The 26,720-nt window shown below is 47.7% G+C and carries 30 protein-coding genes and 1 riboswitch; of the genes, 18 read left to right on the forward strand and 12 right to left on the reverse strand.

From position 1 onward, the window contains the following. Position 1: 1 nt before the first annotated feature. The gene (locus tag QCB44_RS04400) at positions 2-259 is read left to right on the forward strand and encodes a YfhL family 4Fe-4S dicluster ferredoxin (RefSeq protein WP_279408121.1); all 258 of its coding nucleotides are present in this window, start codon (positions 2-4) and stop codon (positions 257-259) included. Between the two features lie 218 nt (positions 260-477). Here the strand turns inward: QCB44_RS04400 and QCB44_RS04405 are convergent, their stop codons facing one another. The 3 genes from QCB44_RS04405 to QCB44_RS04415 all read right to left on the reverse strand — a co-directional run bounded on the left by QCB44_RS04405 (position 478) and on the right by QCB44_RS04415 (position 2,955). Then, on the reverse strand, positions 478-1,548 hold the full coding sequence (locus tag QCB44_RS04405) for a hypothetical protein (protein WP_279408122.1): 1,071 nt from the start codon (positions 1,546-1,548) through the stop codon (positions 478-480). A 122-nt stretch (positions 1,549-1,670) separates the two neighbouring features. Then, entirely contained in the window at positions 1,671-2,486 is an 816-nt protein-coding gene (locus QCB44_RS04410; RefSeq protein ID WP_279408123.1) for a nucleotide-binding protein, read from the reverse strand. Between the two features lie 79 nt (positions 2,487-2,565). Further along, positions 2,566-2,955 carry a hypothetical protein gene (locus QCB44_RS04415; protein ID WP_279408124.1) on the reverse strand — a complete coding sequence of 130 codons (390 nt, stop codon included), beginning with the start codon at positions 2,953-2,955 and terminating at the stop codon, positions 2,566-2,568. A 334-nt stretch (positions 2,956-3,289) separates the two neighbouring features. On the opposite strand from QCB44_RS04415, the gene QCB44_RS04420 reads away from it, so the two are divergent. From QCB44_RS04420 to QCB44_RS04450, 7 genes are read left to right on the forward strand one after another with little or no spacing between them, the layout of a single operon-like run. Then, a complete protein-coding gene (locus QCB44_RS04420) occupies positions 3,290-3,970 on the forward strand; it encodes a glutathione S-transferase family protein (RefSeq protein WP_279408125.1) in 681 nt (226 codons plus the stop codon). Next, a complete protein-coding gene (locus tag QCB44_RS04425) occupies positions 3,967-4,878 on the forward strand; it encodes a hypothetical protein (RefSeq protein ID WP_279408126.1) in 912 nt (303 codons plus the stop codon). The genes QCB44_RS04420 and QCB44_RS04425 overlap by 4 nt, the downstream gene beginning before the upstream one ends. Beyond that, positions 4,871-5,827, forward strand: a complete 957-nt coding sequence (locus QCB44_RS04430) for a prenyltransferase (protein WP_279408127.1) — start codon at positions 4,871-4,873, stop codon at positions 5,825-5,827. The genes QCB44_RS04425 and QCB44_RS04430 overlap by 8 nt, the downstream gene beginning before the upstream one ends. Before the next feature lie 43 nt (positions 5,828-5,870). Further along, positions 5,871-6,761: a cysteine synthase CysM gene (cysM, locus tag QCB44_RS04435; RefSeq protein ID WP_279408128.1), complete on the forward strand. Its 891-nt coding sequence runs from the start codon at positions 5,871-5,873 to the stop codon at positions 6,759-6,761. 48 nt (positions 6,762-6,809) lie between these two features. Next, positions 6,810-7,307: a CYTH domain-containing protein gene (locus QCB44_RS04440; RefSeq protein WP_279408129.1), complete on the forward strand. Its 498-nt coding sequence runs from the start codon at positions 6,810-6,812 to the stop codon at positions 7,305-7,307. Continuing rightward, the gene (locus QCB44_RS04445) at positions 7,294-8,667 is read left to right on the forward strand and encodes a TolC family outer membrane protein (RefSeq protein ID WP_279408130.1); all 1,374 of its coding nucleotides are present in this window, start codon (positions 7,294-7,296) and stop codon (positions 8,665-8,667) included. The genes QCB44_RS04440 and QCB44_RS04445 overlap by 14 nt, the downstream gene beginning before the upstream one ends. A gap of 56 nt (positions 8,668-8,723) precedes the next feature. Further along, the gene (locus QCB44_RS04450) at positions 8,724-10,256 is read left to right on the forward strand and encodes an ABC transporter substrate-binding protein (protein ID WP_279408131.1); all 1,533 of its coding nucleotides are present in this window, start codon (positions 8,724-8,726) and stop codon (positions 10,254-10,256) included. 69 nt (positions 10,257-10,325) lie between these two features. On the opposite strand, the gene QCB44_RS04455 is transcribed toward QCB44_RS04450, so the two are convergent. Further along, a complete protein-coding gene (locus QCB44_RS04455; RefSeq protein ID WP_279408132.1) occupies positions 10,326-11,012 on the reverse strand; it encodes a DUF2202 domain-containing protein in 687 nt (228 codons plus the stop codon). A 92-nt stretch (positions 11,013-11,104) separates the two neighbouring features. Beyond that, positions 11,105-11,191: riboswitch (cyclic di-GMP riboswitch) on the reverse strand. Between the two features lie 186 nt (positions 11,192-11,377). Continuing rightward, positions 11,378-12,472 carry an AmmeMemoRadiSam system radical SAM enzyme gene (gene amrS, locus QCB44_RS04460; RefSeq protein ID WP_279408133.1) on the reverse strand — a complete coding sequence of 365 codons (1,095 nt, stop codon included), beginning with the start codon at positions 12,470-12,472 and terminating at the stop codon, positions 11,378-11,380. A 75-nt stretch (positions 12,473-12,547) separates the two neighbouring features. Here amrS and amrB point away from each other — a divergent pair, with 75 nt between their 5' ends. From amrB to QCB44_RS04485, 5 genes are all read left to right on the forward strand, one after another. Beyond that, positions 12,548-13,372: an AmmeMemoRadiSam system protein B gene (gene amrB / locus QCB44_RS04465; protein ID WP_279408134.1), complete on the forward strand. Its 825-nt coding sequence runs from the start codon at positions 12,548-12,550 to the stop codon at positions 13,370-13,372. Then, positions 13,363-13,938 carry an AmmeMemoRadiSam system protein A gene (gene amrA, locus QCB44_RS04470; protein WP_279408135.1) on the forward strand — a complete coding sequence of 192 codons (576 nt, stop codon included), beginning with the start codon at positions 13,363-13,365 and terminating at the stop codon, positions 13,936-13,938. The genes amrB and amrA overlap by 10 nt, the downstream gene beginning before the upstream one ends. 172 nt (positions 13,939-14,110) lie before the next feature. Further along, on the forward strand, positions 14,111-14,611 hold the full coding sequence (locus tag QCB44_RS04475; RefSeq protein ID WP_279408136.1) for a L,D-transpeptidase: 501 nt from the start codon (positions 14,111-14,113) through the stop codon (positions 14,609-14,611). Further along, positions 14,608-15,531, forward strand: a complete 924-nt coding sequence (gene nikB / locus QCB44_RS04480; protein ID WP_279408137.1) for a nickel ABC transporter permease — start codon at positions 14,608-14,610, stop codon at positions 15,529-15,531. Before QCB44_RS04475 ends, nikB begins: the two co-directional genes overlap by 4 nt. Next, positions 15,531-16,334, forward strand: a complete 804-nt coding sequence (locus QCB44_RS04485; protein ID WP_279408138.1) for an ABC transporter permease — start codon at positions 15,531-15,533, stop codon at positions 16,332-16,334. The genes nikB and QCB44_RS04485 overlap by 1 nt, the downstream gene beginning before the upstream one ends. Positions 16,335-16,372: 38 nt before the next feature. Here the strand turns inward: QCB44_RS04485 and QCB44_RS04490 are convergent, their stop codons facing one another. Further along, on the reverse strand, positions 16,373-16,822 hold the full coding sequence (locus tag QCB44_RS04490; protein WP_279408139.1) for an MOSC domain-containing protein: 450 nt from the start codon (positions 16,820-16,822) through the stop codon (positions 16,373-16,375). 142 nt (positions 16,823-16,964) lie between these two features. Between QCB44_RS04490 and nagZ the strand changes: the two genes are divergently transcribed. Both nagZ and QCB44_RS04500 read left to right on the forward strand, forming a co-directional pair. Continuing rightward, a complete protein-coding gene (gene nagZ, locus QCB44_RS04495) occupies positions 16,965-18,035 on the forward strand; it encodes a beta-N-acetylhexosaminidase (RefSeq protein ID WP_279408140.1) in 1,071 nt (356 codons plus the stop codon). After that, positions 18,035-19,165 (forward strand): mechanosensitive ion channel family protein, encoded by a 1,131-nt coding sequence (locus tag QCB44_RS04500; protein ID WP_279408141.1) that lies wholly within the window; start codon positions 18,035-18,037, stop codon positions 19,163-19,165. Before nagZ ends, QCB44_RS04500 begins: the two co-directional genes overlap by 1 nt. A 61-nt stretch (positions 19,166-19,226) precedes the next feature. Here QCB44_RS04500 and QCB44_RS04505 read toward each other — a convergent pair whose 3' ends face one another. Both QCB44_RS04505 and murB read right to left on the reverse strand, forming a co-directional pair. Continuing rightward, on the reverse strand, positions 19,227-19,883 hold the full coding sequence (locus QCB44_RS04505; RefSeq protein ID WP_279408142.1) for an START domain-containing protein: 657 nt from the start codon (positions 19,881-19,883) through the stop codon (positions 19,227-19,229). A 22-nt stretch (positions 19,884-19,905) separates the two neighbouring features. Further along, entirely contained in the window at positions 19,906-20,928 is a 1,023-nt protein-coding gene (murB, locus tag QCB44_RS04510; RefSeq protein ID WP_279408143.1) for a UDP-N-acetylmuramate dehydrogenase, read from the reverse strand. Between the two features lie 157 nt (positions 20,929-21,085). Here murB and QCB44_RS04515 point away from each other — a divergent pair, with 157 nt between their 5' ends. Continuing rightward, positions 21,086-22,528, forward strand: coding sequence for a sodium-dependent transporter (locus QCB44_RS04515; protein ID WP_279408144.1), 1,443 nt, complete (start codon positions 21,086-21,088; stop codon positions 22,526-22,528). 79 nt (positions 22,529-22,607) lie between these two features. On the opposite strand, the gene QCB44_RS04520 is transcribed toward QCB44_RS04515, so the two are convergent. The 4 genes from QCB44_RS04520 to QCB44_RS04535 all read right to left on the reverse strand — a co-directional run bounded on the left by QCB44_RS04520 (position 22,608) and on the right by QCB44_RS04535 (position 25,083). Beyond that, positions 22,608-23,087, reverse strand: coding sequence for a cyclic nucleotide-binding domain-containing protein (locus tag QCB44_RS04520; protein WP_279408145.1), 480 nt, complete (start codon positions 23,085-23,087; stop codon positions 22,608-22,610). A 149-nt stretch (positions 23,088-23,236) separates the two neighbouring features. After that, positions 23,237-23,500, reverse strand: coding sequence for a hypothetical protein (locus tag QCB44_RS04525; protein WP_279408146.1), 264 nt, complete (start codon positions 23,498-23,500; stop codon positions 23,237-23,239). 13 nt (positions 23,501-23,513) lie between these two features. Continuing rightward, positions 23,514-24,650 carry a succinyl-diaminopimelate desuccinylase gene (dapE, locus tag QCB44_RS04530; RefSeq protein ID WP_279408147.1) on the reverse strand — a complete coding sequence of 379 codons (1,137 nt, stop codon included), beginning with the start codon at positions 24,648-24,650 and terminating at the stop codon, positions 23,514-23,516. 91 nt (positions 24,651-24,741) lie between these two features. After that, entirely contained in the window at positions 24,742-25,083 is a 342-nt protein-coding gene (locus tag QCB44_RS04535) for an arsenate reductase (protein ID WP_279408148.1), read from the reverse strand. 176 nt (positions 25,084-25,259) lie between these two features. Here QCB44_RS04535 and QCB44_RS04540 point away from each other — a divergent pair, with 176 nt between their 5' ends. Beyond that, positions 25,260-26,159, forward strand: coding sequence for a DapH/DapD/GlmU-related protein (locus tag QCB44_RS04540; RefSeq protein ID WP_279408149.1), 900 nt, complete (start codon positions 25,260-25,262; stop codon positions 26,157-26,159). 192 nt (positions 26,160-26,351) lie between these two features. Next, positions 26,352-26,717: a VOC family protein gene (locus QCB44_RS04545; protein ID WP_279408150.1), complete on the forward strand. Its 366-nt coding sequence runs from the start codon at positions 26,352-26,354 to the stop codon at positions 26,715-26,717. The last annotated feature ends 3 nt before the right edge of the window (positions 26,718-26,720 follow it).

Consider the following 26,720-nt stretch of genomic DNA (forward strand, 5'->3'; position numbering starts at 1 on the left):
TATGGCATTAAAAATCGTCAAAGGCTGCATTAACTGCGACATGTGCGAGCCGGAGTGCCCCAACAAGGCAATCTACATGGGTGACAAAATCTATGAGATCAATCCGGACCTGTGTACCGAATGCGTCGGTTACTACGACCAGCCTACCTGCATTAGCGTCTGCCCGTTGGATTGCATTATCACCGATCCGGATCGGGTAGAAGACCAGGAAACCCTTTACGAAAAGTTCAAAGAACTGGTGAAAGCCGACAAGATTTGAACTTTCAATAAATTAAAGCGCCCAAACTTATGTTCGGGCGCTTTTTTTATGCCTGTAAACTGAACAGGTCTGCTAAAACAAAATGGCTAAAGGGGGGGGCTACTGAATTAGTGGTGATATTCAGGATTTCCTTAGAGTCATAACGCCTCAATAACCGGCGCAGCTTTGCTGCGTCCGGCGCCGAAGGCGCGAAGTTGATTGATTTGTTACATGCGGCCTCATGATCTAGTTGATTTTATTAGCTTTACAATTTGTTCTACACCATCGTAAGTTGATGGCAAGTTACCATCTTCGGTTACAATTCCAGAAAATATAATGTTTTCAAACTTCGCCAAGGATTCTGAGTCTTGTTTCTTAATTTCACTAGAGTACTCAGAATAATGCTGAATAAACCTACAAAGAGTCTTTCGTAAATCAATTTGCAATAGCTGCGATTTTACTGATTTATAGTTAAAGAGTAGGACCCTAAAATAGTAAATTGCAATGGCAACCAAGGATAGCGCTGGGAATATTGAAACGATTAAACCATCTTTAATGGCTGATATGTTGTCAATATTTTTATAAATTACCACGAGCTCTGCTAACAAAGGTGAAACTATAAGCACAGACAATACTTTAAGCCAAAAGAGTATATTGTCACGTTCTTTCGATTTTTCCGTAGCTAGATCATCGAACCCTTGAAAAAGACCAACAAAATTGAATCCATTTTCATACTCTGATAAAGATTCCTTTAGTTTATTTACTCTGTCTTCTCTAGCTGATAGATCTTTTTCCCACTCTTCTTTTAACTTCTCTGCCTTTGTTGAAATAGCGTTAAAATCCTTGATACTTTCTATCGAGTCACTGTTGGATATTGCCTTAAATATATTAATTGGCATATCACGTATAGCGTATTCAATCTGTTCTTTAGCATGATGTTCAAAGGAATCAACATTATTAACTACAAAGCGTCTTGCTGCTTCAAACTCCATTGAAAGGTTATTTTTCGTCGACAGGTATAGCTCAAATAAAAATCTAAAGCACATTGAACAAATATCATCGAGGCGTTCTTTATCAAGCTCTTTTTCTTCATCTGAAAGCCTACTTATAAATTGATCGCCAATCCATTCGATATTTATTTGACAGAGGCTATCCCATTCTCCAGGCCTATTTTCCATTGCACCAACAACTAACCGAATCAAACTGTTCCTTTGCTTTTCAAAATCGTCAGAAGGAACTAGTCCATCAATTTTGTGTTTGAATTTGATAAGAACAGTTTTGCTCTGATTTGTATCAAAAAGTACTTTCATTTGATTTCCATGTTGTACGTTTTAGGCATGTAACGGGTTGGCGATAACCTGCTGCCGCTGGTATTTAAAAATTTCAATTTTTGAATATTGGGTAGGTCTGGTTTAGCGCATTGTTAGGCGAATTATATTAACGATCGAATGTTATAACCGCATGCCTTTAGTTCCCTAGAGACTTCATTTTTCCATGCCCCTAATTCATCTAAGGGGACATAAACAACACCACTAATATCATTGGGGGTTTCAATATCTCCTTTGACTAATGAACAGACATTTTCTCTACCCAGTTTAGCCATTAAATAACCATGCTCAAAAATAACGTTTTGCCTAGCTCTGTTTTTTGGAGGTATATTGGATTCGTGAACACCCCGACCATGATCGCATGCTGTATATAAAACCAACGCAAAATCTGCATCATTTGAATAATGTTCAATTTTTTCAATAATCGTCATTCCTGAGCTAGCTTGTTCATGCAATATAATTGCTTCAAGACCAAGGTTTTCGATAAACCGACTTACTTCCTGTTTGGCAGAGTTGTCTCGACCGTGAACGATAAAAACCTTTCTTTTGTTTCGTGTGACTGGGCTATTTGGTGTTTGTATTTGGGGTGGGGGGCCTGATGATATGTGCTGTTGTGGTGTTACGAATGTCTCTTCAAATTCCAACGCGTCTAATGCTGCTGTAAATTCTTCTGAGATGAATGTCCTACGTTCTGCATATGTGGGGAACTTCGGTTGAATAAAGCCCCAGAAAGAATCAAGGCTTCTATGTTGTCGTAACCATTGTGGGAGCATTTGAGCTACTTGCGGGTTGCTAAGCAGTTCTTGTCTCAGTTCAATGAATTCATTGTCATCAGCGACTAAGCCAGTAGCTCGTGCGGTAAGAAGGTTTGCAAGATAATTAACTTTATCAAAGTCTGTTTGAAGAAATTCAGTGCTCAAGTTTGAATCCTTTTGAATAATTTGCCTAACGACCAAGCTAAGCGAGCTGCGCGTGAGCGCAGTCCGCTTGAGTGCTTTGTTAGGCATCATCTTCTAAAATGCAAATATCAAATTTACTTGAATCTAGTAGTTCACAATCTATGCTTTCTAGAGTCAAGTTGCTAGGTATTTCAAAACCTAATTCTTGAAAATAATCTGCATGTCTTTTAGGTATTTCAAAACCTGAGAACCCATCATGACCTGAACCATCAATATTTACTGAATACAATTCCTTACCTTTTCCATGAGGTTTTGCATAAACATGGGCATGTTTTTGTGTTTGTGAATTTGTATTTTGTGAATCAAGGCGATATGAATTTCTTGTACCGGGTATTTGTTTATACGTTTGGTGTTCTAATGCTAAAGATAAAGTTTCTAAATTATCAGTTCGTTTTTTTTCTTTATTAAAAAATGTCTTAAATGAATCCATTATTCAGTTCTTCCAACTTATTAATACCTAACATTTAGTATAAGGCAGTTATGCCTTGGTATCCGCTATCTGTATTTAAAACGGGTATTTTCGCTTGGTTATCGGTTTTATCTGTCAATTTGCACATTTAAACGCTATTACCAAGCACTTCCTGTTAAAAATACGTATCAATTGTTTTCTATGCTACTTTAAAAAAACGGTGAGGGCTAGGTGAAATGAACAAACCGTTCCTTTTGTTTGAAATCAATTTTTTATGAAATAAACGGAGAGGGCGTTGCAGTTGTTTTCTGAGTCAGTATGATGAAATCTTCGTACTAAATCAGAGGAGTTCGCCATGCAGCCTAAACTGGAACTGATCAGCTTTAAACTCTGTCCGTTTGTGCAAAGAGCGGTGATTGTGCTGAAAAAGAAAGCGGTCGATTTCGACATCACTTATATCGACCTCAACAATCCGCCGGAGTGGTTTAAGGAGATTTCCCCGCTTGGACAGGTGCCGGTGTTGAAGGTCACGACCGATCAGGGCACGGAAGTGTTGTTCGAGTCGTCGGTGATTCAGGAATATGTCGATGAAATCACGCCGCCGAGCCTGCAACCGGACGATCCTCTGATCAAGGCCAAAAACCGTGCCTGGATCAGCTTTGGTGCTGACATTCTGTTTGCCATGCACGGCTTTATCACCCATCCCGATCAACTGGTCTGCGAGGAGAAAGAGGGCGTGATTCGCCAGAAGCTGAAACAGCTAGAGTCGGCTCACTCGGGCGGCGACTACTTTAATGGCGAGACCTTTAACCTGATTGATGCGGCCTATGCGCCGATGCTGATGCGTATGAGCTTTATTAAACAGTTGTGCGGTTCCGATCTGCTGTCGGACACGCCCAAACTGGCGCATTGGTCGGAGTGCTTAATGGCGTTGCCTTGCGTCAAAGAATCGGTGGTCGATAACCTGCAACAGATGTATGCCGGTATGGTGAAAAACATGAACGGCCACATGGCTAAACAGTTTAGCGATTCGTGATTCCGCCGTTCAACCGCCTCTTTCACTACCCATTTACACAGGCCTGTCTGTTTTCAGCAGGCCTGTTGCTTTTGCCGTTTCCGGCACCTTCCGCACAGGTGGATTCAGTTTCCGATTCCGGTTCCGGTTCTCTCATTTCAATTGCATCGCTTTCGACGGACGATTATCAATGGATCGGCCAACGCATTTACCAGAACGAATGTGCCGGACAACCGCGTTATCTGACCCACTGGGGCAAGGGCGAGGAATTTCCATCACTGGGAATCGGCCACTTTATCTGGTTGCCCAAAGGCGTTGAAGTGCCGTTTGAGCAAACCTTTCCCAAACTGTTCGATTTTGTTTCCGCATCAAAGCCGGCACCGGCTTGGCTTGAAGTCTTACGTAAACAGAGTGGTTCTTCCGCCGACTTCTACGCGCCTTGGTCGAATCGCCAGCAATTTGAACAGGCCTGGTCAAGTTCCGAGCTCAGTTCTTTACGTGACTGGCTGTTGCAAACCCAAGAGCTGCAGGCGCGTTTTATTGTGCAGAGTTTTGAGGCGCGTTGGGATAAGGCACTGCAATCTCTCGATAGCCATGAGCAACAGATTTTGACTCAAGAATTATCGAAGCTAACCGCTTTTAAACAAGGACAGTTTGCAGTAATTGATTACTTTAATTTCAAAGGGATAGGCGGTAATTCTAAAGAGCAATACCAGGGCGAAGGCTGGGGGTTGATTGAGGTATTACACAACCTCAATCGGAACTATGATTCCGCCAGTTTAAACGAGACACAACGTCTTCAAGCCTTTGTAGACAGCGCCAAACAGCGTCTTGAATTACGGGTTAAATTGGCACCGAAAGAGCGCAAGGAATCACGCTGGATTACCGGCTGGTTTAAACGTCTGGACGGGTATTTGATGAATGAATAAAACCGCACAACACACATTGGAATCGAATATGCAGAGTACCGCGTTGACGGTATTCCACACCATGCGCCCGAATTTTTTACTGTTAACCCTGTCGGTCGTGGTACTGGGCAGTGCCTTGGCGCTGTATGACGGCGCGGCTTGGTCCACCTCTTTGTTTGGATTGATTTTAGTCACCGCTCTGGCCGGGCACGCGTTGGTGAATATGCTCAATGAATATCAGGATTACCATTCCGGTTTGGACGCCATCACCCAGCGCACGCCGTTTAGCGGCGGCAGCGGCGCTTTGGTGAATAACCCGCAAGCGGCTAAAGCGGTGTGGCGCACGCTGATTGTTCTGTTAGGGCTAACGATTGTGCTCGGCAGTTATCTGCTTTATTTAAAAGGGCTTTGGCTGCTATTGCTCGGTGCAGCCGGCCTGCTGTTGGCGCTGTTTTATACTTCGCACATTACCCGCTGGCCGTGGCTCTGTTTGCTGGCACCCGGCACCGCGTTTGGCCCGATTATGGTGTTGGGAACCTATGCGGTTTGGAGCGGTGAACTCACCTGGCAGGCCTGTATGGTTTCACTGGTGCCATTTTTTCTGGTGAATAATCTGTTGTTACTGAATCAGTTTCCGGATGTGCAGGCGGACCGGCAGATCGGGCGAAACAACGTCATTATCCGTTACGGCAAATCCTTTTCAGCAGGCCTGTTCAGCTTGATGGCGTTGGGCGCGTTATTTGTTGCGGCGGTAGCTGTTGTTGTGGCGAACTTGCCGATTCAGACGCTGCTTGGGTTTGTTTTACTGCCGCTGTTTATTAAAATGCTGCTGATTGTTTGGCATCAGTCGGCGGATAGTGAACAAAATGTCGAGAAACTGCTGCCGGCCTTGGCAATGAATGTCATAATTAACCTTTCCATGCCGCTGCTGATTTCAGCAGGCCTGCTGTGGGCGCTGTGGACGGCATGAACCGATTTTTAAAAAAACATAACTAACTAAAGCGGATACTTGCATGTCTTACCCGACTTTAATGGATTTTGTCGGCAATACGCCGTTGGTACGTTTGCAGAGAATGGTCAACCCGAACACCAACAGCGTGGTATTGGCCAAGCTGGAAGGGAATAACCCGGCGGGTTCGGTCAAAGACCGTCCGGCGATCAATATGATCAAGCAGGCCGAAAAACGCGGCGACATTAAACCCGGTGACACTTTGATCGAAGCCACCAGCGGCAATACCGGGATTGCCCTGGCGATGGCCGCAGCACTGATGGGCTATAAAATGAAGCTGATCATGCCGGACAATATGAGCATGGAGCGTAAAGCCTCCATGGCGGCCTATGGCGCGGAACTGGTTACGGTCACGCCGGAACAGGGTATGGAAGGCGCCCGCGATTTGGCGGATGCCATGCAACAAGCCGGTGAAGGCATTGTCTTGGATCAGTTTTCAAATCCGGACAACCCGTTGTCTCATTATTACTCTACCGGCCCGGAAATCTGGCGCGATACCCAAGGGAAGGTGACGCACTTTGTCAGCGCCATGGGCACCACCGGAACCATTATGGGCACCTCGATGTATCTTAAGGAACAGAGTGCCGAGGTGCAGATTGTGGGCGTGCAGCCGGAAGAGGGCGCGTCCATTCCCGGCATTCGCCGCTGGCCGACCGAGTATATGCCGAAAATTTATGAGTCAACCCGCGTCGACCGCATTATCGATATGTCGCAACAGCGCGCCGAAGAAACCATGCGCCAGCTTGCCAAGCAGGAAGGCATTTTCGGCGGCGTCTCCTCGGGCGGTGCCTTAGCGGCCGCGTTACAAGTCGCAGAAGAGAGCGAAAACGCGGTGATTGTCACCATTGTCTGTGACCGCGGTGACCGTTACCTTTCCACCGGTGTTTACAATTAATATTGAACCCCTTCATGGTTGATGAACCAGGCCTAACAGGAAATCGCGATGGCAAGAGAGATTGAACGAAAATTTTTAATGAAAGGCGATGCTTGGAAAGCCTTGGCGTTTCAGCAGACCCATTTTGCCCAAGGTTATCTGAATGACATTTCCGATAAAACCGCCAAAAGTTCGGTGCGCGTGCGTATTGAAGGTGAGCAGGCCAATCTGAATATTAAAAGTCTGGAAATCGGTCTGAGTCGTGACGAATATGAAGTTCACCTGCCGCTTGAAGACGCCAAAAAAATTCTCGCCACGCTGACCGTCGGCCCGGTGATTGAGAAAATCCGTTACCTGGTGCGTTATGCCGATCATATTTGGGAAATCGACGAGTTTCTGGGTGACAATGCCGGCCTGATCATTGGCGAAGTGGAAATGGAAACCGAAGAAGACCATGTGGTTTTACCGGAATGGGCCGGTCGTGAAGTGACAAACGAAGCCCGTTTTTATAATATCAGTTTGAGTAAATATCCGTTTAAGGAGTGGAGTGCCGATGAAAAACAATAAACGCCCAATATTCTCTCCAAGTTCCACTTTGGCTTCAGCTTTATTGGTGGTTTGCGTCGCTTCCGCTTCGGTTGCCAATGCCAGCAGCCCAGGCCTGTTGGATATTTATCAGATGGCGGTACTGCATGATGCCCAGCTCGCGCAGCAGAAAGCGGTATATGAAGCCAGCAAACAGGGAGTCGCTCAAGCTCGCTCGGCTCTGTTACCGCAAATTCAAGCCGATGCCTCATACAGCATTAACGATAGCGATCTTCCTGCCGACAGAGGAGACGTCAAGACTCGTCAACTTTCATTAACACTGAATCAATCACTGTACGACCATGCTTCATGGGCGCGCTACACCCAATCGGAGCAATCGCTGCAACAGGCGGAATACACCTTTAACAGCGCGGAACAAGATCTGATTACCCGCACCGCCGACCAGTACTTTAAAGTGCTGCTGGCGCAGGAAGATGTGGCGCTTTCAGAGGCTCAGGAAGAAGCCGATCGCGTACAGTGGGAACGTGCCAAGGCGTCTGCCGAAGTCGGCTTGGCGAGCATGACCGACGTGCTGCAGGCCAAATCGAGTTACGACCTGTCGAAATCCAACCGTATCAGTGCGGAAAATGCGCTGGATGTCGCTTATGAAGAACTGATGAAATTGACCGGCAAGCCGGTAAAGCAATTAAAGACATTGATGCTGCAGGTGAAACTGCCTGAAGAGTCGCTGGATTTAAGCGAATGGGAACAGCGAGCGCAGAAAAACAACCTCTCCGTTCTCCAACTTGAAATGCAAAGCCAAGTGGCGGCGGAAGAGATTGAAGTGCAAAAATCCGGCCATTGGTTTACCGCTGGCTTGCAGGCCAAAATCGTAGATACCGACTATTCCGATTACGCGGCCGGAAGCATTACCTATAACGACAATCGATCAAATAGCATCGGTGTCAGTGTGAGCCTGCCTCTGTATTCCGGTGGCGGCACCTCCGCTAAGGTGACCGAAGCGCGCTATAACTATCAATCCGTGAATGAAGCACTGCGTGACAGCCGAGAACAGGCGCGTCTGAATGCGCGTGTGCAGGTGCGTAGCATTGAACGCGGCCAAAGCTTGATTGCCGCGCTACGCGAAGCGGTCAAATCCAATCGCGCCTTTTTGGAAGCGGCCGAAGAGGGCTACAAAGTCGGTTTGAAAAGCTTGTTGGAAGTGTTGACGGCCCGTTCCAATTTTTACAATGCACGTCGTAATCTGGTCGAAGCCTTACATGCGCAAATTCTCAACCGCTTGGCGTTGGAAGCGACCGCCGGGGACCTGAAAGCGGACGACCTCGTTACTTATGATGCGCTGTTAAGCGAACCTGAAATGAACGATGCAACAAACTCTTAAGTTCTTATCCATTCATTTAGAGCCTTTCATTCTTATGGCTCTAACTACCTGAATCCATGACGATACCCGCTACCAAGTTTACTCCCCGCATCAGTCGGCGCAGACTGTTACAAAGCTCGGCGCTGCTTTCTCTGCCGGTGCTGTCGGCGTGTTCCCCTCAACAAGCCACCGAGACGATTCGGATGGGGGTCAACGGACGCCCGCGCATGTTAGACCCGCGCAAGGCGACCGATGCCCTATCGAGCCGGGTCAACCGCTTGATTTATCGCCAATTGATCGATTTCGATGCGAGTTTCAAGCCCGTCGCAGACCTTGCCAGCTGGGAGCAGATTAATCCAACGCACTATCGTTTTAGCTTGCGCGAGCAGGCTGTGTTTCATCACGGCAAGCCGCTAACGGCAGATGATGTGGCGGCGACCTATCAAAGTGTTTTGGATCCTGCGACCGGCTCTGCACACCGCGGATCACTGAAAGCGATTCAATCGGTAGAAGCGATCAATACTCAGCAAGTGGATTTTAAGCTCTCCGAACCCGACCCGTTATTTGTCGGCCGCTTGGTGATCGGCATTTTGCCCAAAGATTTAATCGAAGACAGCCATCCATTTCATACCCAGCCGATCGGCAGTGGGCCATGCCGTTTTGTCGCTTTAAGTGAACAAAAGCTCACGCTGCAGCGCCCGGATAAAGCGTTAATCGAATTTATACCGGTCAAGGATGCCACAGTGCGGGTTTTGAAACTGCGTAAGGGCGAATTGGATCTGGTGCAGAACGACCTTTCGCCGGAACTGGTGCACTATTGCAGCCAACAGCCTGATCTGCAGGTGGATTGGCATGGAGGCAGTAGCTTTGGTTATATCGGTTTTAACTTTGAAGATTCATTGCTCTCGCAGCTGCCTATGCGTCAGGCGATTGCTTATGGAATTGACCGCCAGGCGGTGATTGATGCGATGTTTGACGGCCATGCGCGTTTGGCAGGCGGCCTGCTGATTCCGGAACATTGGTGTGGGGTGAAAAAGATTGATGGCTATCCTTACGATCCTGAAAAAGCCCGTGAACTGCTCAAATCGGTTGACATCCCATCAGGCCTGCTCAATTCCGAAGGCTTGATTGAGTTGAGCTACAAGACTTCTAACGATCCGACACGGATTCGCTTGGCGACGATCTACCAGTCTCAGCTGAAAAAAATCGGGATTCAGCTCAAGATTCAAAGCTATGACTGGGGAACCTTTTACAGCGACATTAAAAAGGGTCGCTTTCAGCTCTACAGCTTGGCGTGGGTTGGCGTTAAAAGCCCGGACATTTTCCAATATGTGTTTGCCAGCAGTGCGATTCCCCCCAAAGGGGCCAATCGCGGCCGTTATCGGGATGCCACGGCAGATGCATTAATCGAGCAGGCGGCTACAGAAAGCTCATTGGAGGAACAAGCGAGAATTTACCGAGAGTTGCAAATTCATCTACAGAACAGTCTGGCGGCGCTGCCGTTATGGTATGAAGACCAGTATGCGGTGAGTCGTAAAGCGATTTCCCATTACCGACTGTTTGCCGATGGGCGCTATGACGCGCTGGTGAATGTGCAAAAGAGTGCATAGAGTTTCAAAATAAAAAAGCCGGTCTAAAACCGGCTTTTCCATTATGAGACCCTGTGAACCGGATACGACTCAGTTGATATTTCCAGTTTCCATCTCCGAGTTCACAATCGCATCAAACTCTTCCTGTGTGATATGCTTAGGTGTATATTCGAATCCGCCTTCGACCACCAGGCTGTAAAAGCTACGCAAGTGGTTTCTTGAACCTTTCAATAAGTTATTGTATGCGTTAACAATATCTTGCTTGTTAATTACATTAATCTGCTCATTCAGATCAGCGATATCCAACTCTTCAATTTCGGTTCCCACCATCAGGGCCGCTTCGTAACTTTGCGATCCAAGGTTAACCAGTGCCGTAAATAGTTCGCTAAAGGCCGGATCGGTAAAGGCGCCAACTGAATCGTCTTTTACCGGATCTTCAATGCCGTATTTTGCCAGCAGCGCGGCGATGGTATTGGTATGCTGCTGTTCCGATTCAGCAATGTTGGCAAAAATTGGCACTCCCCACCGCTCATACAGAGTCAGATAGACATCTCGCGCCAGCTTTTCTTCTTCACGCATGAATTTAAGGCTGGTGGATTCAAAGACAGTTAACTGACTACTGGTTTCAGTTACCGTCTGAGTTTGTGAGCTATTGCTTCCTGAATTTCCACCATTACCCAATTTACCGCCTTTTCCACCGGCTTCAACCGGCGCAGCGACAGCGAACGAAAATGCAGCAAGTGTAACAGCAGTGGTTTTGAGAATTGTATTGATCATTTTAAACCTTCCTTTTCAAAGCTTGAAACAAACTAAAATGAAGGCACAAAAATGAGCGAAGAGGGCATATTAGAACCGATAAGGTTCTATTATTTGGCAACCGGCTATCTTGTCGATTTGAATCTTCAAGACCCTTGGCTTTCCGTCCTTGCTTCACAACAAGTTTGGCACAACAAATAAACAGTTAAAGAACAAAATTGGAGTAAGCAACCAGAGTGTTTATGCTGTTTGCTTCGTCCTTGGTTTCTATTTTATGGTCCTGATAGATCACTTTCATCACCCGTTAGTGTGATTTTTTACCATTTTGCCCATAAGTTTTTTATGCTTACAAATATGGTATTTTTATTGATTTGAAAATATCAGGTTCAAAAGCTGTTTAATCGCACCGGTAGACGACGATTTCCCCAGGTTCCTGGGCGATCGGCAAAAATTCCGTCAATTTTACAGCCACAGTGTTCGCAATGCCCCTGATGCAGATGCCATTCACTGATTTCATAATGGCGGCGGCCAATCAGTTTACGCTGACAGCATGGGCAATAGGTAGCTTGACCTTCCGGGTCGACGACATTTCCGGTGAAAACGTATTTAAGGCCGGCACTCATGGCGATTTCTCGGGCCTTTTCCAGGGTGGAGGCCGGGGTAGGCGGGTTATTCATCATCCGGTAATCCGGGTGATAGGCGGTAAAATGCAACGGAACTGATTCTCCACAATGCGCCAAAATCCATTCGCTCATTTTGCCAATTTCCGTTTCCGAATCGTTCTCTCCGGGTATAAGCAGTGTGGTCAGCTCCACCCAGCAGTCGGTTTCATTCACCGCATATTCGATCGTCTCCAGCACGGGTTGCAGTTTGGCTCCGGTCAACTTTTCATAGAAGCGTTCATTAAACGCCTTTAAATCAATATTGGCGGCATCCATCGATTTAAAAAAAGCTTCACGCGGCTGCTCACTGATGTAACCGGCGGTCACGGCGACATTTTTAACCCCTTGCTCGCGGCAGGCCTGGGCGGTATCCAGGGCGTATTCGTAAAAAATAACCGGATCGTTGTAGGTGTAGGCCACAGAGGCGCAGCCATTCTGCTTGGCGGCTTGCGCCAACGCTTCCGGAGCCGCCTGATCCAGCAATCGATCCATATCTCGCGCTTTGGACATATCCCAGTTTTGACAGAATTTACAGGCCAGGTTACAGCCGGCGGTGCCGAATGAGAGTACCGAAGAACCGGGAAGGAAATGATTGAGCGGTTTCTTTTCGATCGGATCAATACAAAATCCGCTGGAGCGTCCATAGGAGGTCAGCCACATTTGATTGTCTTTACGTCCACGCACAAAACAGAATCCGCGTTGTCCTTCATGAAGTTTGCACTCCCGGGGACACAGGTCACATTGAATTAGACCATTATCCAGCGCATGCCAGTGCTCCACGGGAATGACTGAATCTTCTTGAAGATTAACGTTTTTCACTTTGGTTACCTTGAAATCTTAATAGGTTATCTCCATATATGGTTGTAACTTAATCCTTTTTCAAGGTTGATCATCATGTTTGAAACCGGCAATAACATCAAGCAGGCGGCCGTAGCCGGTTCGTTTTATCCTGAACAAGCTGAACAACTGCAAGGGATGTTTGCTGAATGGATGAACCATAACCAGACAAACAGAACCGATATTCCCAGAGCGTTGATTGTGCCGCACGCCGGTTATATTTATTCCGGAGAGACCGCCGCGAAAGGTTTTGCTTTGTGGCGCGATGCGATGGGGCCTATCAAAACCATTGTCGTCATCGGTCCGGCGCATCGTGTGCCGTTTAATGGCATGACCACCATTGATCATGATGCGGTGGCTACTCCGCTAGGCAGCTTAAACATCGATACCGATTTACGTGAGCACCTGCTTGAGCAGTTTGATTTTCTAAAAGTATTCAATGCCGCTCAGGCACAGGAACACAGCTTGGAAGTGGAATTTCCCTTTATTAAGCATCTTCTGCCGAAGGTCAAAGTACTGCCGCTGCTGAACGGTCGCATTGATCCCCACGCGGTTAGACAAGTGTTTGAAGCGCTTTGGCACCAGGAAGGGGTTTATTTTGTCATCAGCAGTGATTTAAGCCATTTTCACGATTATGCTACGGCTAATTTCATTGACAATGAAACGGCCCAGATGATCCAGTTGGGTCAATGGCAGTCGTTAAGCGGGGAACGGGCCTGTGGTTATAAAGGCATTCAGGGTCTGTTGGCATGGGCGGAGTCTTATCCATTGCATATTGAACCGATCGAACGCATCAATTCCGGTGACACCGCCGGAGATAAACATCGCGTGGTTGGCTACGGCACCTGGGCGTTTTATGAGGAGAAAGTGCAATGCGTTTAAATGACCAGCAACAAGGGCACCTGCTACAGATTGCGAAACACAGTATCCGATCCGGATTAGCAAATGACTCGGTCAAACAGATCGAATCGACGGATACAAAACTTAATCGGCAAGGGGCGAGCTTTGTCACGATTAATCAAAAGGGACAACTGCGCGGTTGTATTGGCACGCTTGAGGCCCAGCGTCCACTGATCGAAGACGTCGCTGCTAACGCCTATTCTGCGGCCTTTCGTGATCCGCGTTTTTCTCCGCTTAATATCGAGGAAGTCGTTAATGTAGAGCTGCATATATCGGTGCTGTCACAGCCAGAATTAATGCATGGCTGTGAACGTCAAGCCGACTTGCTTGATCAGCTGGTCGCTTATGAAGACGGGCTGATCATTTCACAGGGTATGCGCCGCGCGACCTTCTTGCCTTCGGTTTGGGAGCAGCTTCCGGATAAACAAGCGTTTGTCAGTCATCTGATGCGTAAAGCGGGTATTGTTCACTGGGACAAGGTTGTCTGTGAACGTTATCGTTCGTTTTCATTTGGCGCGCACTGGCAGGCGATTGCAGAAACGCAATGACACTGATTTTCAACAGGCCTGGTCATTCTGAAGGAATTGATGCCAAGCATATACTTGCCCATGAGAAATCGCATGGATAAAACCTGAAATCCTCCGGAAACGGGGTTAGAATAGTGGCTAATTTGATCTGTATTTAATCACTTTATTTAGCACTATTAGCCCCGAATTCATTTTGTCACAGCCAAGCAGCCACACTCTGTCCATTCGTATTTCTGTCGCCGAACAGCGTTTACAGTTGTTAAACGGTTCTGCGCAACTGATGAGCTGTCCGATCAGCACGGCGGCCAATGGCATTGGTAGCGAAAAAAACTCCGGTAAAACCCCGTTGGGAAAACATATCGTCCGCGCCAAAATCGGAACTGGTCTGCCCATTAACGCGGTATTGGTCGGCCGGCGTCCTACCGGTGAAATATACGATGAAAACCTCGCAGCTCAATACCCAAGTCGAGATTGGATCCTAAGTCGCATTCTCTGGCTTTCCGGACTGGAAAGGGGACGCAACCGTCTGGGGAATGTCGATACTATGCAGCGCTATATCTATTTACATGGTACGCCCGACAGCGAACCGATGGGGATTCCTAGATCCCATGGCTGTATCCGTATGCGTAACGCTGATATTATCGAACTGTTTGACCGCGTACCCGTAGGCACACCGGTGGAGATCGTAGCATGATTGGTTATCTGTTGCGGCTGTTAGGATCGGTCCTGTTTGTTTCCTGGATCGTCGGCACTTTGGTATTCTTTCTGATTCATTTGGTACCGGGGGACCCGGTGGCCGTTATGCTTGGTGATTGGGCCAGTCCGGCGGATGAAACCGCACTTCGCCAACAGCTGGGGCTCGATCAGCCTATTTATGTGCAATATTGGCACTATCTGCAAGGTGTTTTTATCGGGGATTTTGGTCAGTCGCTGTTTTTTCAGCAGCCGGTCAGCCAGCTCATCGCCGAACGTTTTCCCATGACCTTACAGCTGGCATTGATGGCACTCGCGGTCGCCGTATTGCTTGCGTTTCCACTCGGACTCTGGGCCGCGTTAAAAAGAGGGCAGTGGCCGGACCAGCTCTCAATGACGGTCTCTCTCATCGGTGTTTCCATTCCCAATTTCTGGCTGGGGCCGATGCTGATTTTGCTGTTTTCACTGACCCTGGGCTGGTTTCCGGTAAGCGGCGCTGAACAGCCGTTTTCTTGGTTCTTGCCCGCCATTACTCTAGGGACGGCACTGGCCGCGATTTTAGCGCGTATGCTGCGCGCTTCGTTACTGGAAGTACTGCATGAAGATTACATTCGCACCGCTCAGGCCAAAGGGTTGTCCGGTTTTAGAGTGTACGGACAGCATGCACTAGCTAACGCCCTGCTGCCGGTGGTGACTATATTGGGGCTGCAACTGGGTACCCTTCTGGGAGGGGCGGTGATTACCGAGGTTGTGTTTGACTGGCCCGGTCTGGGACAGCTGCTGGTGGAATCGATCCAGCGCCGCGATTATCCGGTGGTGCAAGGTTGTATTTTGGTCATCAGTGTCGCCTACATTTCCATTAATGGTCTCACCGAACTGGTGTACGCTTGGCTGGATCCGCGTATCAGGGTGGCCAGCTAATGTTACGTTATTTCAGTTACCTCATCGTCTCGCTGTGGTTGATCATGGCTATCGCCGGGTTTTGGATCGGTCCGCAGGCCAATGAAGTTCAATTGGATCGACTGCTGTCACCGCCAGGCGGAAGCTTGATGTTCGGGGCAGACGAGCTTGGACGCCCGCTTCTGGAAAGGGTGGTGTTAGGAGCGCAAACCTCACTGTTTGTGGCCGTCGGTGTCGTGTTTTTTTCGTTTGTAATCGGTACCGCTATCGGTATCTACAGCGGTTATATGGGTGGTTGGACGGATCGTATTATCACCAAGGTAATCGATGTCTTCCTGGCTTTTCCCGGTTTGCTTCTGGCGATTGCCTTAGCGGCCATATTAGGGCCGGGCATTGAAAACGTTATTTTCGCTTTGGTGGTTGTCGGCTGGGTCGGTTATGCGCGGCTGGCACGAGCACAAACCTTGAGTTTGCGCAGCCGTGAGCATATCTTGGCCGCACGTGCGCTCGCGGTGCCGACCTGGCGTATTTTGCTGCGTCACCTGCTGCCGCTGTCCTTGGCTCCGCTTGGCGTTGAAGCGACCTTTGGCGTTGCCGGCGCGGTGATTTCCGAGGCCGGCCTGTCCTTTTTAGGGCTGGGCGTCCAGCCACCGGATGCGTCTTGGGGGAACATGATCAAAGAGGGGACACGCTATCTGCTGGTCGCGCCTCATTTGGTACTCGTGCCCGGTATGGCACTCATGCTGGTGGTGCTGGCGGTAAATCTTATTGGTGATCAATGGCGCGATTACTTGGATGTGCGTTCACGCCAATCGAATCGCTGAATTTATGCGAGAAGCCTTAATAACGCCTGAAAAGCGTTTTAGAAGCGTTTTAGAAGCTGAACCTTGTCGCCTAGCTGAATTTCGCCTTCGCGTAACACCTTACAACGCGCGCCACCGCGCCAATTTGGAGTCAGGGCGCCTTTCAGACCGGGTTGCAGAGCCTCCATGCGTTTACAAGGATCGGTTTCGCAGGTAATCTCCAACAGCACCGAACCGATTTGGACTTGTTGGCCGATCATGCTCTCGTCAAAATTCATGTCGTCCACCAACAGATTGGCACGGCGCTCTGTCCAATCAATCTCGGCATTCACTTCTGAGCAGGCCTGCTGCCAGCTTTTCTGTGACAGTATCGTCACCTGTTTGCTGCGATTTTTAGCCCCTTGGAAGTCGCCTTGCAAACCGCTTTCACGACTGACCCAGATACGTTCGTGAGTGGTAATAGGGCCTTTGGATTCTTGATGCGTTGCAATTCCAATTAACTTAGCCACGCGCTTTTCTCTCATCTCTGTGTATTCCAGTAAAGTGTAATCGCCAAGTATGACAACTATTTGAAACTGTCACATACCATTTCAGCCTGTTTTTTGGTTATCATAGCGTCAACTTGAAATAAATGCAGAAAAGGAACCGAGCATGAATCAATCGGCTGGCGAAGCCATGTCACTGGGAAGCCTGATGATCGATGTTGAGGGTACAGAGCTTCAGCCCCATGAAATAGAACGACTGATGGATCCTCTCGTTGCCGGTGTCATTCTGTTCTCACGTAACTTCGAATCGGTTGAACAACTTCAGCGCCTAACCAAATCGATTCATGCCTTGCGTCATCCACGCCTGCTGATTGCCGTGGATCATGAAGGGGGCCGGGTTCAACGTTTTAAAAACGGCTTTACCCGTATACCGCCGATGCGTCTGTTTGGCCAGCTCTATCAGGAAGATGCCAAAGCCGCCTTGGATGCCGCAGAAAAAGCCGGATGGCTATTGGCATCGGAACTGCTCTCGGTTGGCGTCGACTTCAGTTTTGCGCCGGTAGTGGATCTGGATTATGGTGGCAGCAAGGTCATCGGCGATCGTGCTTTTGCGATGAATCCGGTCACAGTCAGCAAATTGGCCTTCCAATTAATGAAAGGGATGCGCAGAGCGGGTATGGCATCGGTGGCCAAACACTTTCCAGGCCACGGTTTTATTGAGGCCGACAGCCATTATGAAGTGGCGGTAGACGAGCGTCCTTACGCAGAAATCGAGCAGAAAGACATGCAGCCGTTTATCAGTTTGATCGAAAACGGCGTAGATGCGGTGATGCCTGCCCATGTGATTTATTCAAAAGTCGATTCGTTGCCGGCCGGCTTGTCAAGTCATTGGCTGCAAACCGTTTTGCGTCAGCAATGCCATTTTGAAGGCGCGATTATCAGCGATGATATGAGCATGCAAGCAGCGGCGGCTTACGGCAGTGCTCCAGAGCGCGTTTTGAAAGCCTTACAAGCCGGCTGTGATTTGGTGCTGGTGTGCAATGATCCTGTGGCGGCAGACGAAGTGCTTTCTATAATACAGTGGCATGCCGGGCCTTTATCACATGCCCGTTTGATTCGACTGCACGCGCATGAAAAAGTGGAGTATGCAAAGTTGCCTTATCATCCGTTATGGCAGGCGGCGACAGAGACGCTTAAACGACTTAATCAAAGACACGATCAACAGGAGTTAATTTAATGGCGTGGATCGCTCAAGGTTGGGCCGATTTGGTGGCCCTGTTTGGAGGCAATGTTTGGATATTGATGGTCAGTGGCATTTTACTGGTCACGACTACGATCGATATCATTCAGCGCTGGCTGCTGAGAGCCATTCATGAGCGCTTAATAAAAAGAAACAAAGTCTGGTTGGACAGTTTTGTGGATGCCGCCAGATCACCGGCGTCATTCTTTATCTGGGTCAACGGCTCGGTATTGGCGCTGATTACCGTGATTACCCACTTTGAAGTCTATAGCGGCATGGTGCCGTTTATTCAGTCGTTTAAATCGACCATCCTCACGCTTTCATTCGGTTGGTATGTAATCCGTTTGGTGCAACGTTTGGAATTGCATTTAAAAGAGTACGCCAAAGAGAACGACAACCTGGATGAAGTCACGGTGGAAGCTCTGGCTAAGATCATCAAATTGCTGGCGTTTGTGTTTACCGGCCTGTTCTTCCTGAATGCGTTTGGCGTGAACTTAACAGGCCTGCTCGCTTTCGGTGGTGTCGGCGGGATTGCTGTCGGTTTTGCTGCGAAAGACCTGCTGGGCAACGTATTTGGCGGTTTAATGCTATATATGGACAAGCCGTTTACGGTGGGGGATTGGATTCGTTCACCGGATAAGGACATCGAAGGCACGGTGGAAAACATCGGTTGGCGCATGACCACGGTGCGCACGTTTGACAAGCGTCCGCTCTACATTCCGAACGGTATTTTTTCCAATATCGCCATTGAAAACCCGTCGCGCATGACCAACCGCCGAATTAAGGAGACGATGGGCATTCGCTATGCGGACGTACATCAAATGCGTTCGATCACCGCTGCGGTCAAAGAGATGCTGCGGGCCCACCCGGAGATTGATCAAAACCAGACCATGATTGTGAACTTTAATCAGTTCGGCGCGTCTTCACTGGATTTTTTTATTTATACTTTCACCAAAACTACGGATTGGGTACGCTTCCATGAAATCAAAGAGGATGTGCTGCTGAAGATCAGTGACATTGTCGAAGCACATCAGGCAGAGATGGCCTTCCCAAGCCGTACTCTGTATTTCGATACTCAGGAAGCCCCCATTCAGATTGAACGCCGTTTAAAAAACGACAGCGAGTGATTGGGCTGATAGCAAACTGAACAGGCCTGTTGCGTTTGTCAGCTCGATCATTCAAATGTATTTACGGCGAAGGGTAGATGGATTCAACGCGTGTTTTTAAGCGGGTCAAGCTGTAGTAGGGCATCTCCACAACCATCACATTCGCCAGCCAGCTGGGAATTTGTCCACCCGGTTCGGTGGCTATCTGCAGTATAACCTGAGTTTGCCCCTCTGAGATCGGGCGTAACTGCCAAAAGCCGTCGAGTCTTGGAATCCGAATGCGGTTTGGCTGTTTGGGATACGCATCGGGGCGCGCTTCAAGCTCAATGGTTACAATGCCATCCTCACTTTTGTGTACCGTAGCCAACGTCACCGAATCCCGGTCGCTCACCGGCCAGGGAGCGGAGGTAACGGCATAATTTAACGCCTGGTGTTTGTTTAGGCGTTTGAGTTGACGCGCCTCCAGAGTTCGGTAATACCATTTAGGCACGTTTTGGGTATCGCGAATCACGGAAAGAATTTGATCGATGGAGGCATTAATCACGACTTCACCTTTAAAGGCGTCAAAATCACTTCCGGGAACCTTTTGCGTCCAGACGCGCACCGGTTCCTTCTCTTCGCCGATCCAGACTTCATCCCAAGCGGCCGCCGAGATGGGGTAGAGGACAGCGTTTAGGGTAAGTAGCAGCTCAAACAGCGCCTGAAGCGGCCTGCTTGGTAGATTAAGAATGCGCACCATGCTCCTCCTGCTAGCAGAGGATTTAAAGAATAATCACCTCAGGATCCAGGTGAATGCCGAATTTATGATCAACCGCTTCTTGAACCATATTGGAGAGTTCCACGATGTCTTGGCCGCTGGCACCTCCACGGTTCTCCAGCACCAAAGCATGTTTTTCGGAAACACCGGCACGCCCATGTCTTTGACCCTTCCAGTTAGCCTGTTCAATCAACCAGGCGGCCGGAATTTTATATTGGCCATCCAGAGTACGATGGTGGGGGATATCCGGATATACCGCCTTCATTTCTTCAAAGTACTCTTGATCCACTACCGGGTTCTTAAAGAAACTTCCGGCATTGCCAAATACCGCCGGATCTGGAATACGCGACTTGCGCAAAGCGATCACGGCGTCGTAAATCATTTTTGGAGTAAGTTCAGATTTGTGAATGTCGGATAAGGCGTCTTTAAGCGGTTCGTAAACCAGGTTAGGATTTCCGGCGTGCAATTTTCTTAAGCGAAAGGTGACGCGGTGTACCAAAAGTTTGTCGGCATACTCCTGTTTAAAAATGCTGGTACGATAGCCAAAATTGCATTCTGCATTACGAAACTCGATGCGCTGTCCGGTATAAAGGTTAAGCGCTTGAACTCGAGTGATTGCATCTCGTGCTTCCGCTCCGTAAGCCCCGACATTTTGTACTGGGGCGGCGCCAACCGTGCCTGGAATTAAGGCCAGGTTTTCAAGTCCCCACAGGTCGTTTTCTACCGTATAGGTCACCAGGTCATGCCACTTCATACCGGCACCAACGGAAAGCCAAATGTTATCCGCATCTTCTTTAACCACCTTAAGCGCCTTATAGCTGCAATGTACCATCACACCTTCAAAGTCGTGGGTAAACAACATATTGCTGCCGCCACCGACAATACGCCAAGGTAGAGAGGCCAAAGTCAGATCAGAGCGTAGAATGTTGATATCACTCTGCCGGAAAATCTCCACATAGTATTGCGTTTTGACATCAATCTGAAATGTATTGTGGTCTTTAAGCGAATAGTTGGCCTGAATGTGCATTTTTGTCTTTGCTATAATGAGTCTAAATAACAGTGGAATCGGCTAAATTAGGATACTCATACGGATTACTTATAAACATTACAACCAATCCGTCAGCCGTTCCAAACAAACTGTAAAAAGTAATCAGCATTATATAGGAAGATACAAAGGAAGATACATGAGTCAGTTAAAACTTTCTACTGAAGGTTGGTCAAATCAGTCACTGTTTATTCTGGCTGCTGTCGGTTCCGCTGTAGGATTGGGAAATATTTGGAAGTTTCCCTATATCACTGGAGAAAATGGCGGCGGCGCTTTTGTTTTAGTTTATCTGGCTTGTGTTCTGTTAATCGGCATACCTGTCCTGCTTTCCGAAATTGCACTGGGCAGAGCCGGCAAGGCCAATCCGGTTCAAGCCATGGCCAACCTCTCCCGCGAGCACTCTGCAAGCTCTTTGTGGTTTCTCTTGGGCTTAAACGGGGTTCTGGCCGGAGCACTGATTCTTTCGTTCTATACGGTGATTGCCGGCTGGGGAGTCTCTTACTTTTTTGAAAGTATGAAAGGGGCTTTTATCAACATCGACTCCGCAGGGGCCAGCCAACACTTTAATATGCTGGTATCCAATCCTTATGAGCTGTTGTTTTGGCACAGTGTGGTCTCACTGTTTACGGTAATCGTAGTGGCCAAAGGGGTTAAAAGCGGTATTGAACGTGCCATCAGTTACATGATGCCGGGATTACTGCTGATTCTCCTGATCCTACTCGGCTATGCCACCACAACCGGAGCGTTTGGACAGAGTTTTAGTTTTTTGTTTTCCCCGAATTTTTCTAAACTCAGCTGGGAAGCGGTCTTAATCGCCATGGGGCACGCCTTTTTTACCTTGAGTATCGGTTTGGGAACGATGATGGTTTACGGTTCTTATCTCTCTCAAAAACACTCCATTGTTAAGGCAGGGTTATGGATTGCCGCGGCCGATACGCTGATCGCGCTGTTAGCCGGCCTGGTCATTTTTTCGGTGGTGTTTGCCAATGGCTTAGAGCCGGGGGCTGGCCCTGGGTTGTTATTTCAAACACTTCCGATTGCGTTTGGACAGATGAGTGGCGGCTGGTTTTTTGGCACCTTGTTCTTTGCCTTAGTGGTCATGGCCGCATTGAGTTCGACCATCTCCTTAATTGAACCTGCAGTCAGTTGGTTTGACCAAAACTGGGGGATTAAACGTTTGCATGCAGCCTGGATTTTGGGTGCATTGATTTGGTTAATCGGTATCGGTACGGTGCTTTCTTTTAATGCCTGGTCAGATGTGCACTTTTTAGGTGAGCGAACCTTCTTTGACAGTGTTGACTTTATTACGGCCAATATCATGTTGCCGATGGGTGGATTGCTCATGTCGATGTTCGTTGCTTGGGTGATGACGAAAGAGCAACGCCAACAAGAAATTGAACTGAGTTCAAATTGGATGAAGTGGTATCTGCTTGACTTGAAATGGTTTGCACCGGTAGCGATTTTGATCGTATTTGCGACCAATCTGGTTGAAGCTGACAGTGTTTGGATGATGGTGGCCGTGGCGCTGATCGCCTATGCTGTCTATGTGATTAATGCGATTCGCAATGGTCGCAGCCTATGAACCTGAATCAATAATCTCTGCTACATAAAAAAGAAGGCCATGCCTTCTTTTTTATGTAGCCCATCCACCAACGCGTTTGTTAATATTGAGCGGTATATTGGTTCTGAATCATGCGATGCATCTCGAGGTATTTTGCATTCATTTTACGCTGCAGGGTATGCGAATACCGTAAAATTGAACGCATCACGTGAAAGGTTACTAAAGGGTGGCTCTCAACCAGAGATTCGAATTTATCGCGACGCAACATCAGTACCTCGCTCTGATTTTTTGCAATCAGTCGCAAAGAGTGGGGGACGCCGTCCAAAAAGCTGAGTTCTCCCGTCATGCTTCCGGTTTTCAGGGAGTCGATTGAAATCGATTTGTCCGGTGTTAACATCTTCAGGACTTCCAATTTGCCGGTAATCAGAATGTACAAGGTGTCATCTTGTGATCCTTCATAAAACAGTACCTCGCCTGGTTCAAGTTGGCGGTGTTCAACCGCAGATGCAAGAATTTCACACTCCTCTTCGGTGACATCTTGGCCCAGAACGGAATTGGCAATCTTTTTGGCAACGGACATAGTTAAACCCTTTAGCTGAATGGATAATCTTTACGATAAGGTGAAGGCTTATTCTCAATTCTACGCATTAAGAAAGGGGATTTCTATATGCTTGCGCTATTTGTGCAAGATATCAACTCCACGATCCTTGGCTCGATTGCAATATCGGTTTAGGGGATTGAAGGAGGCTTAGGTCCGTCGATACGCTCTACAGGGAAAAAAGCATCAAAGAAACTGCTTAGGCCGAGAACAAACAATAGGATCAAAACAAACACCACTAAAATAGATAAGGCTTGTTTATTTTCGACAAACTTGGCTTTCCAGCGTTCCCCTTTAATCTGCGGCCAAATAAAGTACAAAAACACGCCAACAGCCACTAACTGCAGTGCAATCAGCAAATATTGAAGAGTAGGGGGTAGGTCGCTCTCAACCATAGATCAGGCCTGCTTATTTTTGTATCAACAAATTAACCAAAATTTGATAGTAAATCTCGGTTAGGTGGTTTAAATCCGTCACACTGACACATTCATTGACTTTATGGATCGTAGCATTGAGCGGACCGAGCTCAATAACTTGTGCTCCGGTGGTTGCGATAAAACGTCCGTCAGAGGTTCCTCCCCCAGTAGAAAGTTTAGGTTCATAGCCCATGACAGATTGTGTTGCCTGCTTCACCGCCTGAATCAACTCACCTTCTGCAGGAGTAATAAACGGCAGTCCGGAGAGATTCCATTGCAAATCATAATTTAAATTGTGATGGTCTAAAATGGCATGTACCCCTTCTTTCAGGGTTTCCGGGGTGTGCTCGGTTGAAAATCTGAAATTAAACTGCACTTCGACATGACCGGGTATCACATTAGTCGCCCCAGTACCGCCATTAATATTAGAAATTTGCAAAGAGGTCGGAGGGAAATACTCATTGCCGTGATCCCACTGTACATGCACTAACTGTTCGAGCGCTGGTGCGAGTGTATGAATTGGATTTTCCGCCAGCTCGGGATAGGCGATATGCCCCTGAATACCTTGGACGGTGAGCGTACCGCTCAACGAGCCTCGGCGTCCGTTTTTGATGGAGTCGCCTAATTTTTGGTCGCTGGACGGTTCCCCAACCAAACAGTAGTCAAATTTTTCTTGGCGTGCTTCCAGCGCTTCGATCACTTTGACGGTCCCGTCAACCGCAGGACCTTCTTCATCACTGGTAATCAAATAACCAATCGAACCAGCGTGATCTGGAAACTTTTCAATAAAACGTTTAGACGCGACCATAAAACAAGCAATGCTGCTTTTCATGTCCGCTGCGCCACGGGCATAGAGCATGTCACCATCTATCTGGGCGGAAAAGGGAGGGTATTTCCACTCGTTTTCAGGGCCAGTTGGCACCACATCGGTATGCCCGGCGAAAACAATAAAAGGACCTTCAGATCCTTTACGCGCCCAGAGGTTGCTAACGTCACCAAAAGGCATATGTTCTATGCTGAACCCAAGCGGTTCAAGGTAGTTGCCAATAAGTTGTTGGCAACCTTTATCGTTTGGTGTCACCGAATCAATCCGAAGCAGTTGTTGGGCAAGCTGAATGGTTTCGCTCATGGGCACGAAATTCCTATTGGTTAAAGAATGACAATGAAAAAATGACCTTACGGTGTTGTTTACTACTCAAGGTAAATGATTTGACAAGCAATTACTCTATCAATGATTGGTACGTTTTCTCGTCAAACCCGACCAGCACGTGGTTATTCACCTCTAAAACCGGACGTTTTATCAGAGTTGGCCTATCCTGCAAAATCGTTAAATCACCGGCGGCCATCAAGGCCTGTTTTTGCCCCTCATCCAACTGCTTCCAGCTGGTACTACGCTTGTTAACGAGTTTTTCGAGTGGTTGTACTTGCAGCCAGGATTCAAGTAATGGCATGTCCAGACCTTGCTTTTTGAAGTCATGGAACTCATAACCGATTTGGTGCGCATCTAAAAATTTTCGGGCTTTTTTAACCGTATCACAATTCGGGATGCCGTACATTTTCATAGATTTTTAATATCCAGTTAGACCTAAGAAGCTTAATTATATCGATAAACTGGATGCATTTGTTCAGAAGAGCTTTAGCCAGCCTAAAAACCACTCAGGAGTTTTGTATCTGCCATGCCAAGAAGGTATACTTCTCGGTTTACTTATTCTTAACACTTTTCAACGAGAATGAAATTATGACGATTAAGCGAATTGGACACCGTTATAGTGATGCTAAAACCGGTGTAACCCTAGATGTATGGTTTCCCCGTTCTAATAAAGAAATTGCCCGTAGCTGCTTGGCTTTAAAAGCAGGCCTGATTAAAAGTGATTTCGTTACGGTAGAAATCGCTTCGGTTGATGATGCGCCGAAATCTGCTGAAGATGCTTATCTTCGACTGCATTTGCTATCTGAATGCGCTTACAAGCCTCATGATGTCAATTTGGACGGTGTATTCGGACTGTTAACCAATGTTGCCTGGACGAGTGCGGGTCCGGTGTTGCCATCAGAGGTTGAGAATCTGCGTGAAGCGATTGCCGGAGAAGATGTTCAGTTTAACGTCACTTCGATTGATAAGTTCCCGCGTATGACGGATTATGTAATTCCTGAAGGCGTGCGTATCGGGGATGCGGATCGTGTAAGACTGGGGGCCCACTTAGCTCCGGGGACAACCGTTATGCATGAAGGCTTTGTCAATTTTAATGCTGGTACGCTTGGTAATTCAATGGTTGAAGGCCGTATCAGTGCCGGTGTGGTCGTCGGAAACAACAGTGACATCGGCGGTGGCGCTTCGATTATGGGCACACTTTCCGGCGGCGGTAAACAGGTCATTTCAATGGGTGAGAGAAACCTGTTGGGTGCCAATGCGGGCCTTGGTATTTCACTAGGGGATGACTGTATTGTTGAGTCAGGCCTCTATTTGACCGCCGGTACAAAAGTCAAAATGCCGGACGGTTCGGTTATTTCTGCACGTGAACTGTCAGGGCAGTCTAAACTATTGTTCAGACGCCACAGTCAAACAGGTCAAGTGGAGGCTATTGTTACAGATGGCTCTGTATGGGGTGGTCTAAACACTATGCTGCATAGCAACGACTGATCACCACCGTTCACGGCTAAATTACCCAGCGTGCCTGGCTGGGTAATCTCATTTCTGATCTTTTCTTCTTTTATGTTTTTATTTAAGGGTTTTCCCCTACGTCCCCTTTATTTACCGTTGATTGCCGTTAAAATATTGGATTTAATTTCGATCACTTTTAGGGCATAAATTCAAATGGGAAAAGTTTTAGGAATGGATCACGTCAGCATTATCGTGAGCGATGCTGAACGTTCTTTAAAGTTTTATCGGACACTTCTTGGTCTTACCGTTTTACCGCGACCGCACTTGGGATTTCCTGGTTATTGGCTAGACCTGCATAACGGTCAAAGCCTACACATCATGCAACTGGACAATCCAAATAAAAACACTCAACGCCCTGAGCACGGCGGCCGCGACTATCATTTTGCGTTACGTATCGATTCAGTTTTGGATTTTGCCAGTAAGCTCGACCGAATGAATATCCGTTATACATTAAGTCGTTCTGGAAGAAAGGCGTTGTTTGTCAGAGACCCAGACCAAAATGCCTTTGAGTTATTTGAATATTCAACGCACCATTGAAAA

The organism is Thiomicrorhabdus sp. zzn3 (genome assembly GCF_029767755.1).
Lineage (GTDB): Bacteria > Pseudomonadota > Gammaproteobacteria > Thiomicrospirales > Thiomicrospiraceae > Thiomicrorhabdus.

Excerpts from the sequence above, each read along its gene's own strand:
- QCB44_RS04500 (WP_279408141.1), top strand. The coding sequence starts at position 18,035 with ATGGCGTGGATCGCTCAAGGTTGGGCCGATTTGGTGGCCCTGTTTGGA.
- QCB44_RS04525 (WP_279408146.1), bottom strand. The coding sequence starts at position 23,500 with ATGGTTGAGAGCGACCTACCCCCTACTCTTCAATATTTGCTGATTGCA.
- QCB44_RS04405 (WP_279408122.1), bottom strand. The coding sequence starts at position 1,548 with ATGAAAGTACTTTTTGATACAAATCAGAGCAAAACTGTTCTTATCAAA.
- cysM (WP_279408128.1), top strand. The coding sequence starts at position 5,871 with ATGTCTTACCCGACTTTAATGGATTTTGTCGGCAATACGCCGTTGGTA.
- QCB44_RS04505 (WP_279408142.1), bottom strand. The coding sequence starts at position 19,883 with ATGGTGCGCATTCTTAATCTACCAAGCAGGCCGCTTCAGGCGCTGTTT.
- QCB44_RS04535 (WP_279408148.1), bottom strand. The coding sequence starts at position 25,083 with ATGAAAATGTACGGCATCCCGAATTGTGATACGGTTAAAAAAGCCCGA.
- QCB44_RS04455 (WP_279408132.1), bottom strand. The coding sequence starts at position 11,012 with ATGATCAATACAATTCTCAAAACCACTGCTGTTACACTTGCTGCATTT.
- QCB44_RS04520 (WP_279408145.1), bottom strand. The coding sequence starts at position 23,087 with ATGTCCGTTGCCAAAAAGATTGCCAATTCCGTTCTGGGCCAAGATGTC.
- QCB44_RS04400 (WP_279408121.1), top strand. The coding sequence starts at position 2 with ATGGCATTAAAAATCGTCAAAGGCTGCATTAACTGCGACATGTGCGAG.
- QCB44_RS04445 (WP_279408130.1), top strand. The coding sequence starts at position 7,294 with ATGAAAAACAATAAACGCCCAATATTCTCTCCAAGTTCCACTTTGGCT.
- dapE (WP_279408147.1), bottom strand. The coding sequence starts at position 24,650 with ATGAGCGAAACCATTCAGCTTGCCCAACAACTGCTTCGGATTGATTCG.
- amrB (WP_279408134.1), top strand. The coding sequence starts at position 12,548 with ATGTTTGAAACCGGCAATAACATCAAGCAGGCGGCCGTAGCCGGTTCG.
- murB (WP_279408143.1), bottom strand. The coding sequence starts at position 20,928 with ATGCACATTCAGGCCAACTATTCGCTTAAAGACCACAATACATTTCAG.
- QCB44_RS04515 (WP_279408144.1), top strand. The coding sequence starts at position 21,086 with ATGAGTCAGTTAAAACTTTCTACTGAAGGTTGGTCAAATCAGTCACTG.
- QCB44_RS04415 (WP_279408124.1), bottom strand. The coding sequence starts at position 2,955 with ATGGATTCATTTAAGACATTTTTTAATAAAGAAAAAAAACGAACTGAT.
- QCB44_RS04485 (WP_279408138.1), top strand. The coding sequence starts at position 15,531 with ATGTTACGTTATTTCAGTTACCTCATCGTCTCGCTGTGGTTGATCATG.
- QCB44_RS04420 (WP_279408125.1), top strand. The coding sequence starts at position 3,290 with ATGCAGCCTAAACTGGAACTGATCAGCTTTAAACTCTGTCCGTTTGTG.
- nikB (WP_279408137.1), top strand. The coding sequence starts at position 14,608 with ATGATTGGTTATCTGTTGCGGCTGTTAGGATCGGTCCTGTTTGTTTCC.
- nagZ (WP_279408140.1), top strand. The coding sequence starts at position 16,965 with ATGAATCAATCGGCTGGCGAAGCCATGTCACTGGGAAGCCTGATGATC.
- QCB44_RS04545 (WP_279408150.1), top strand. The coding sequence starts at position 26,352 with ATGGATCACGTCAGCATTATCGTGAGCGATGCTGAACGTTCTTTAAAG.
- QCB44_RS04450 (WP_279408131.1), top strand. The coding sequence starts at position 8,724 with ATGACGATACCCGCTACCAAGTTTACTCCCCGCATCAGTCGGCGCAGA.
- QCB44_RS04440 (WP_279408129.1), top strand. The coding sequence starts at position 6,810 with ATGGCAAGAGAGATTGAACGAAAATTTTTAATGAAAGGCGATGCTTGG.
- QCB44_RS04540 (WP_279408149.1), top strand. The coding sequence starts at position 25,260 with ATGACGATTAAGCGAATTGGACACCGTTATAGTGATGCTAAAACCGGT.
- amrA (WP_279408135.1), top strand. The coding sequence starts at position 13,363 with ATGCGTTTAAATGACCAGCAACAAGGGCACCTGCTACAGATTGCGAAA.
- QCB44_RS04430 (WP_279408127.1), top strand. The coding sequence starts at position 4,871 with ATGAATAAAACCGCACAACACACATTGGAATCGAATATGCAGAGTACC.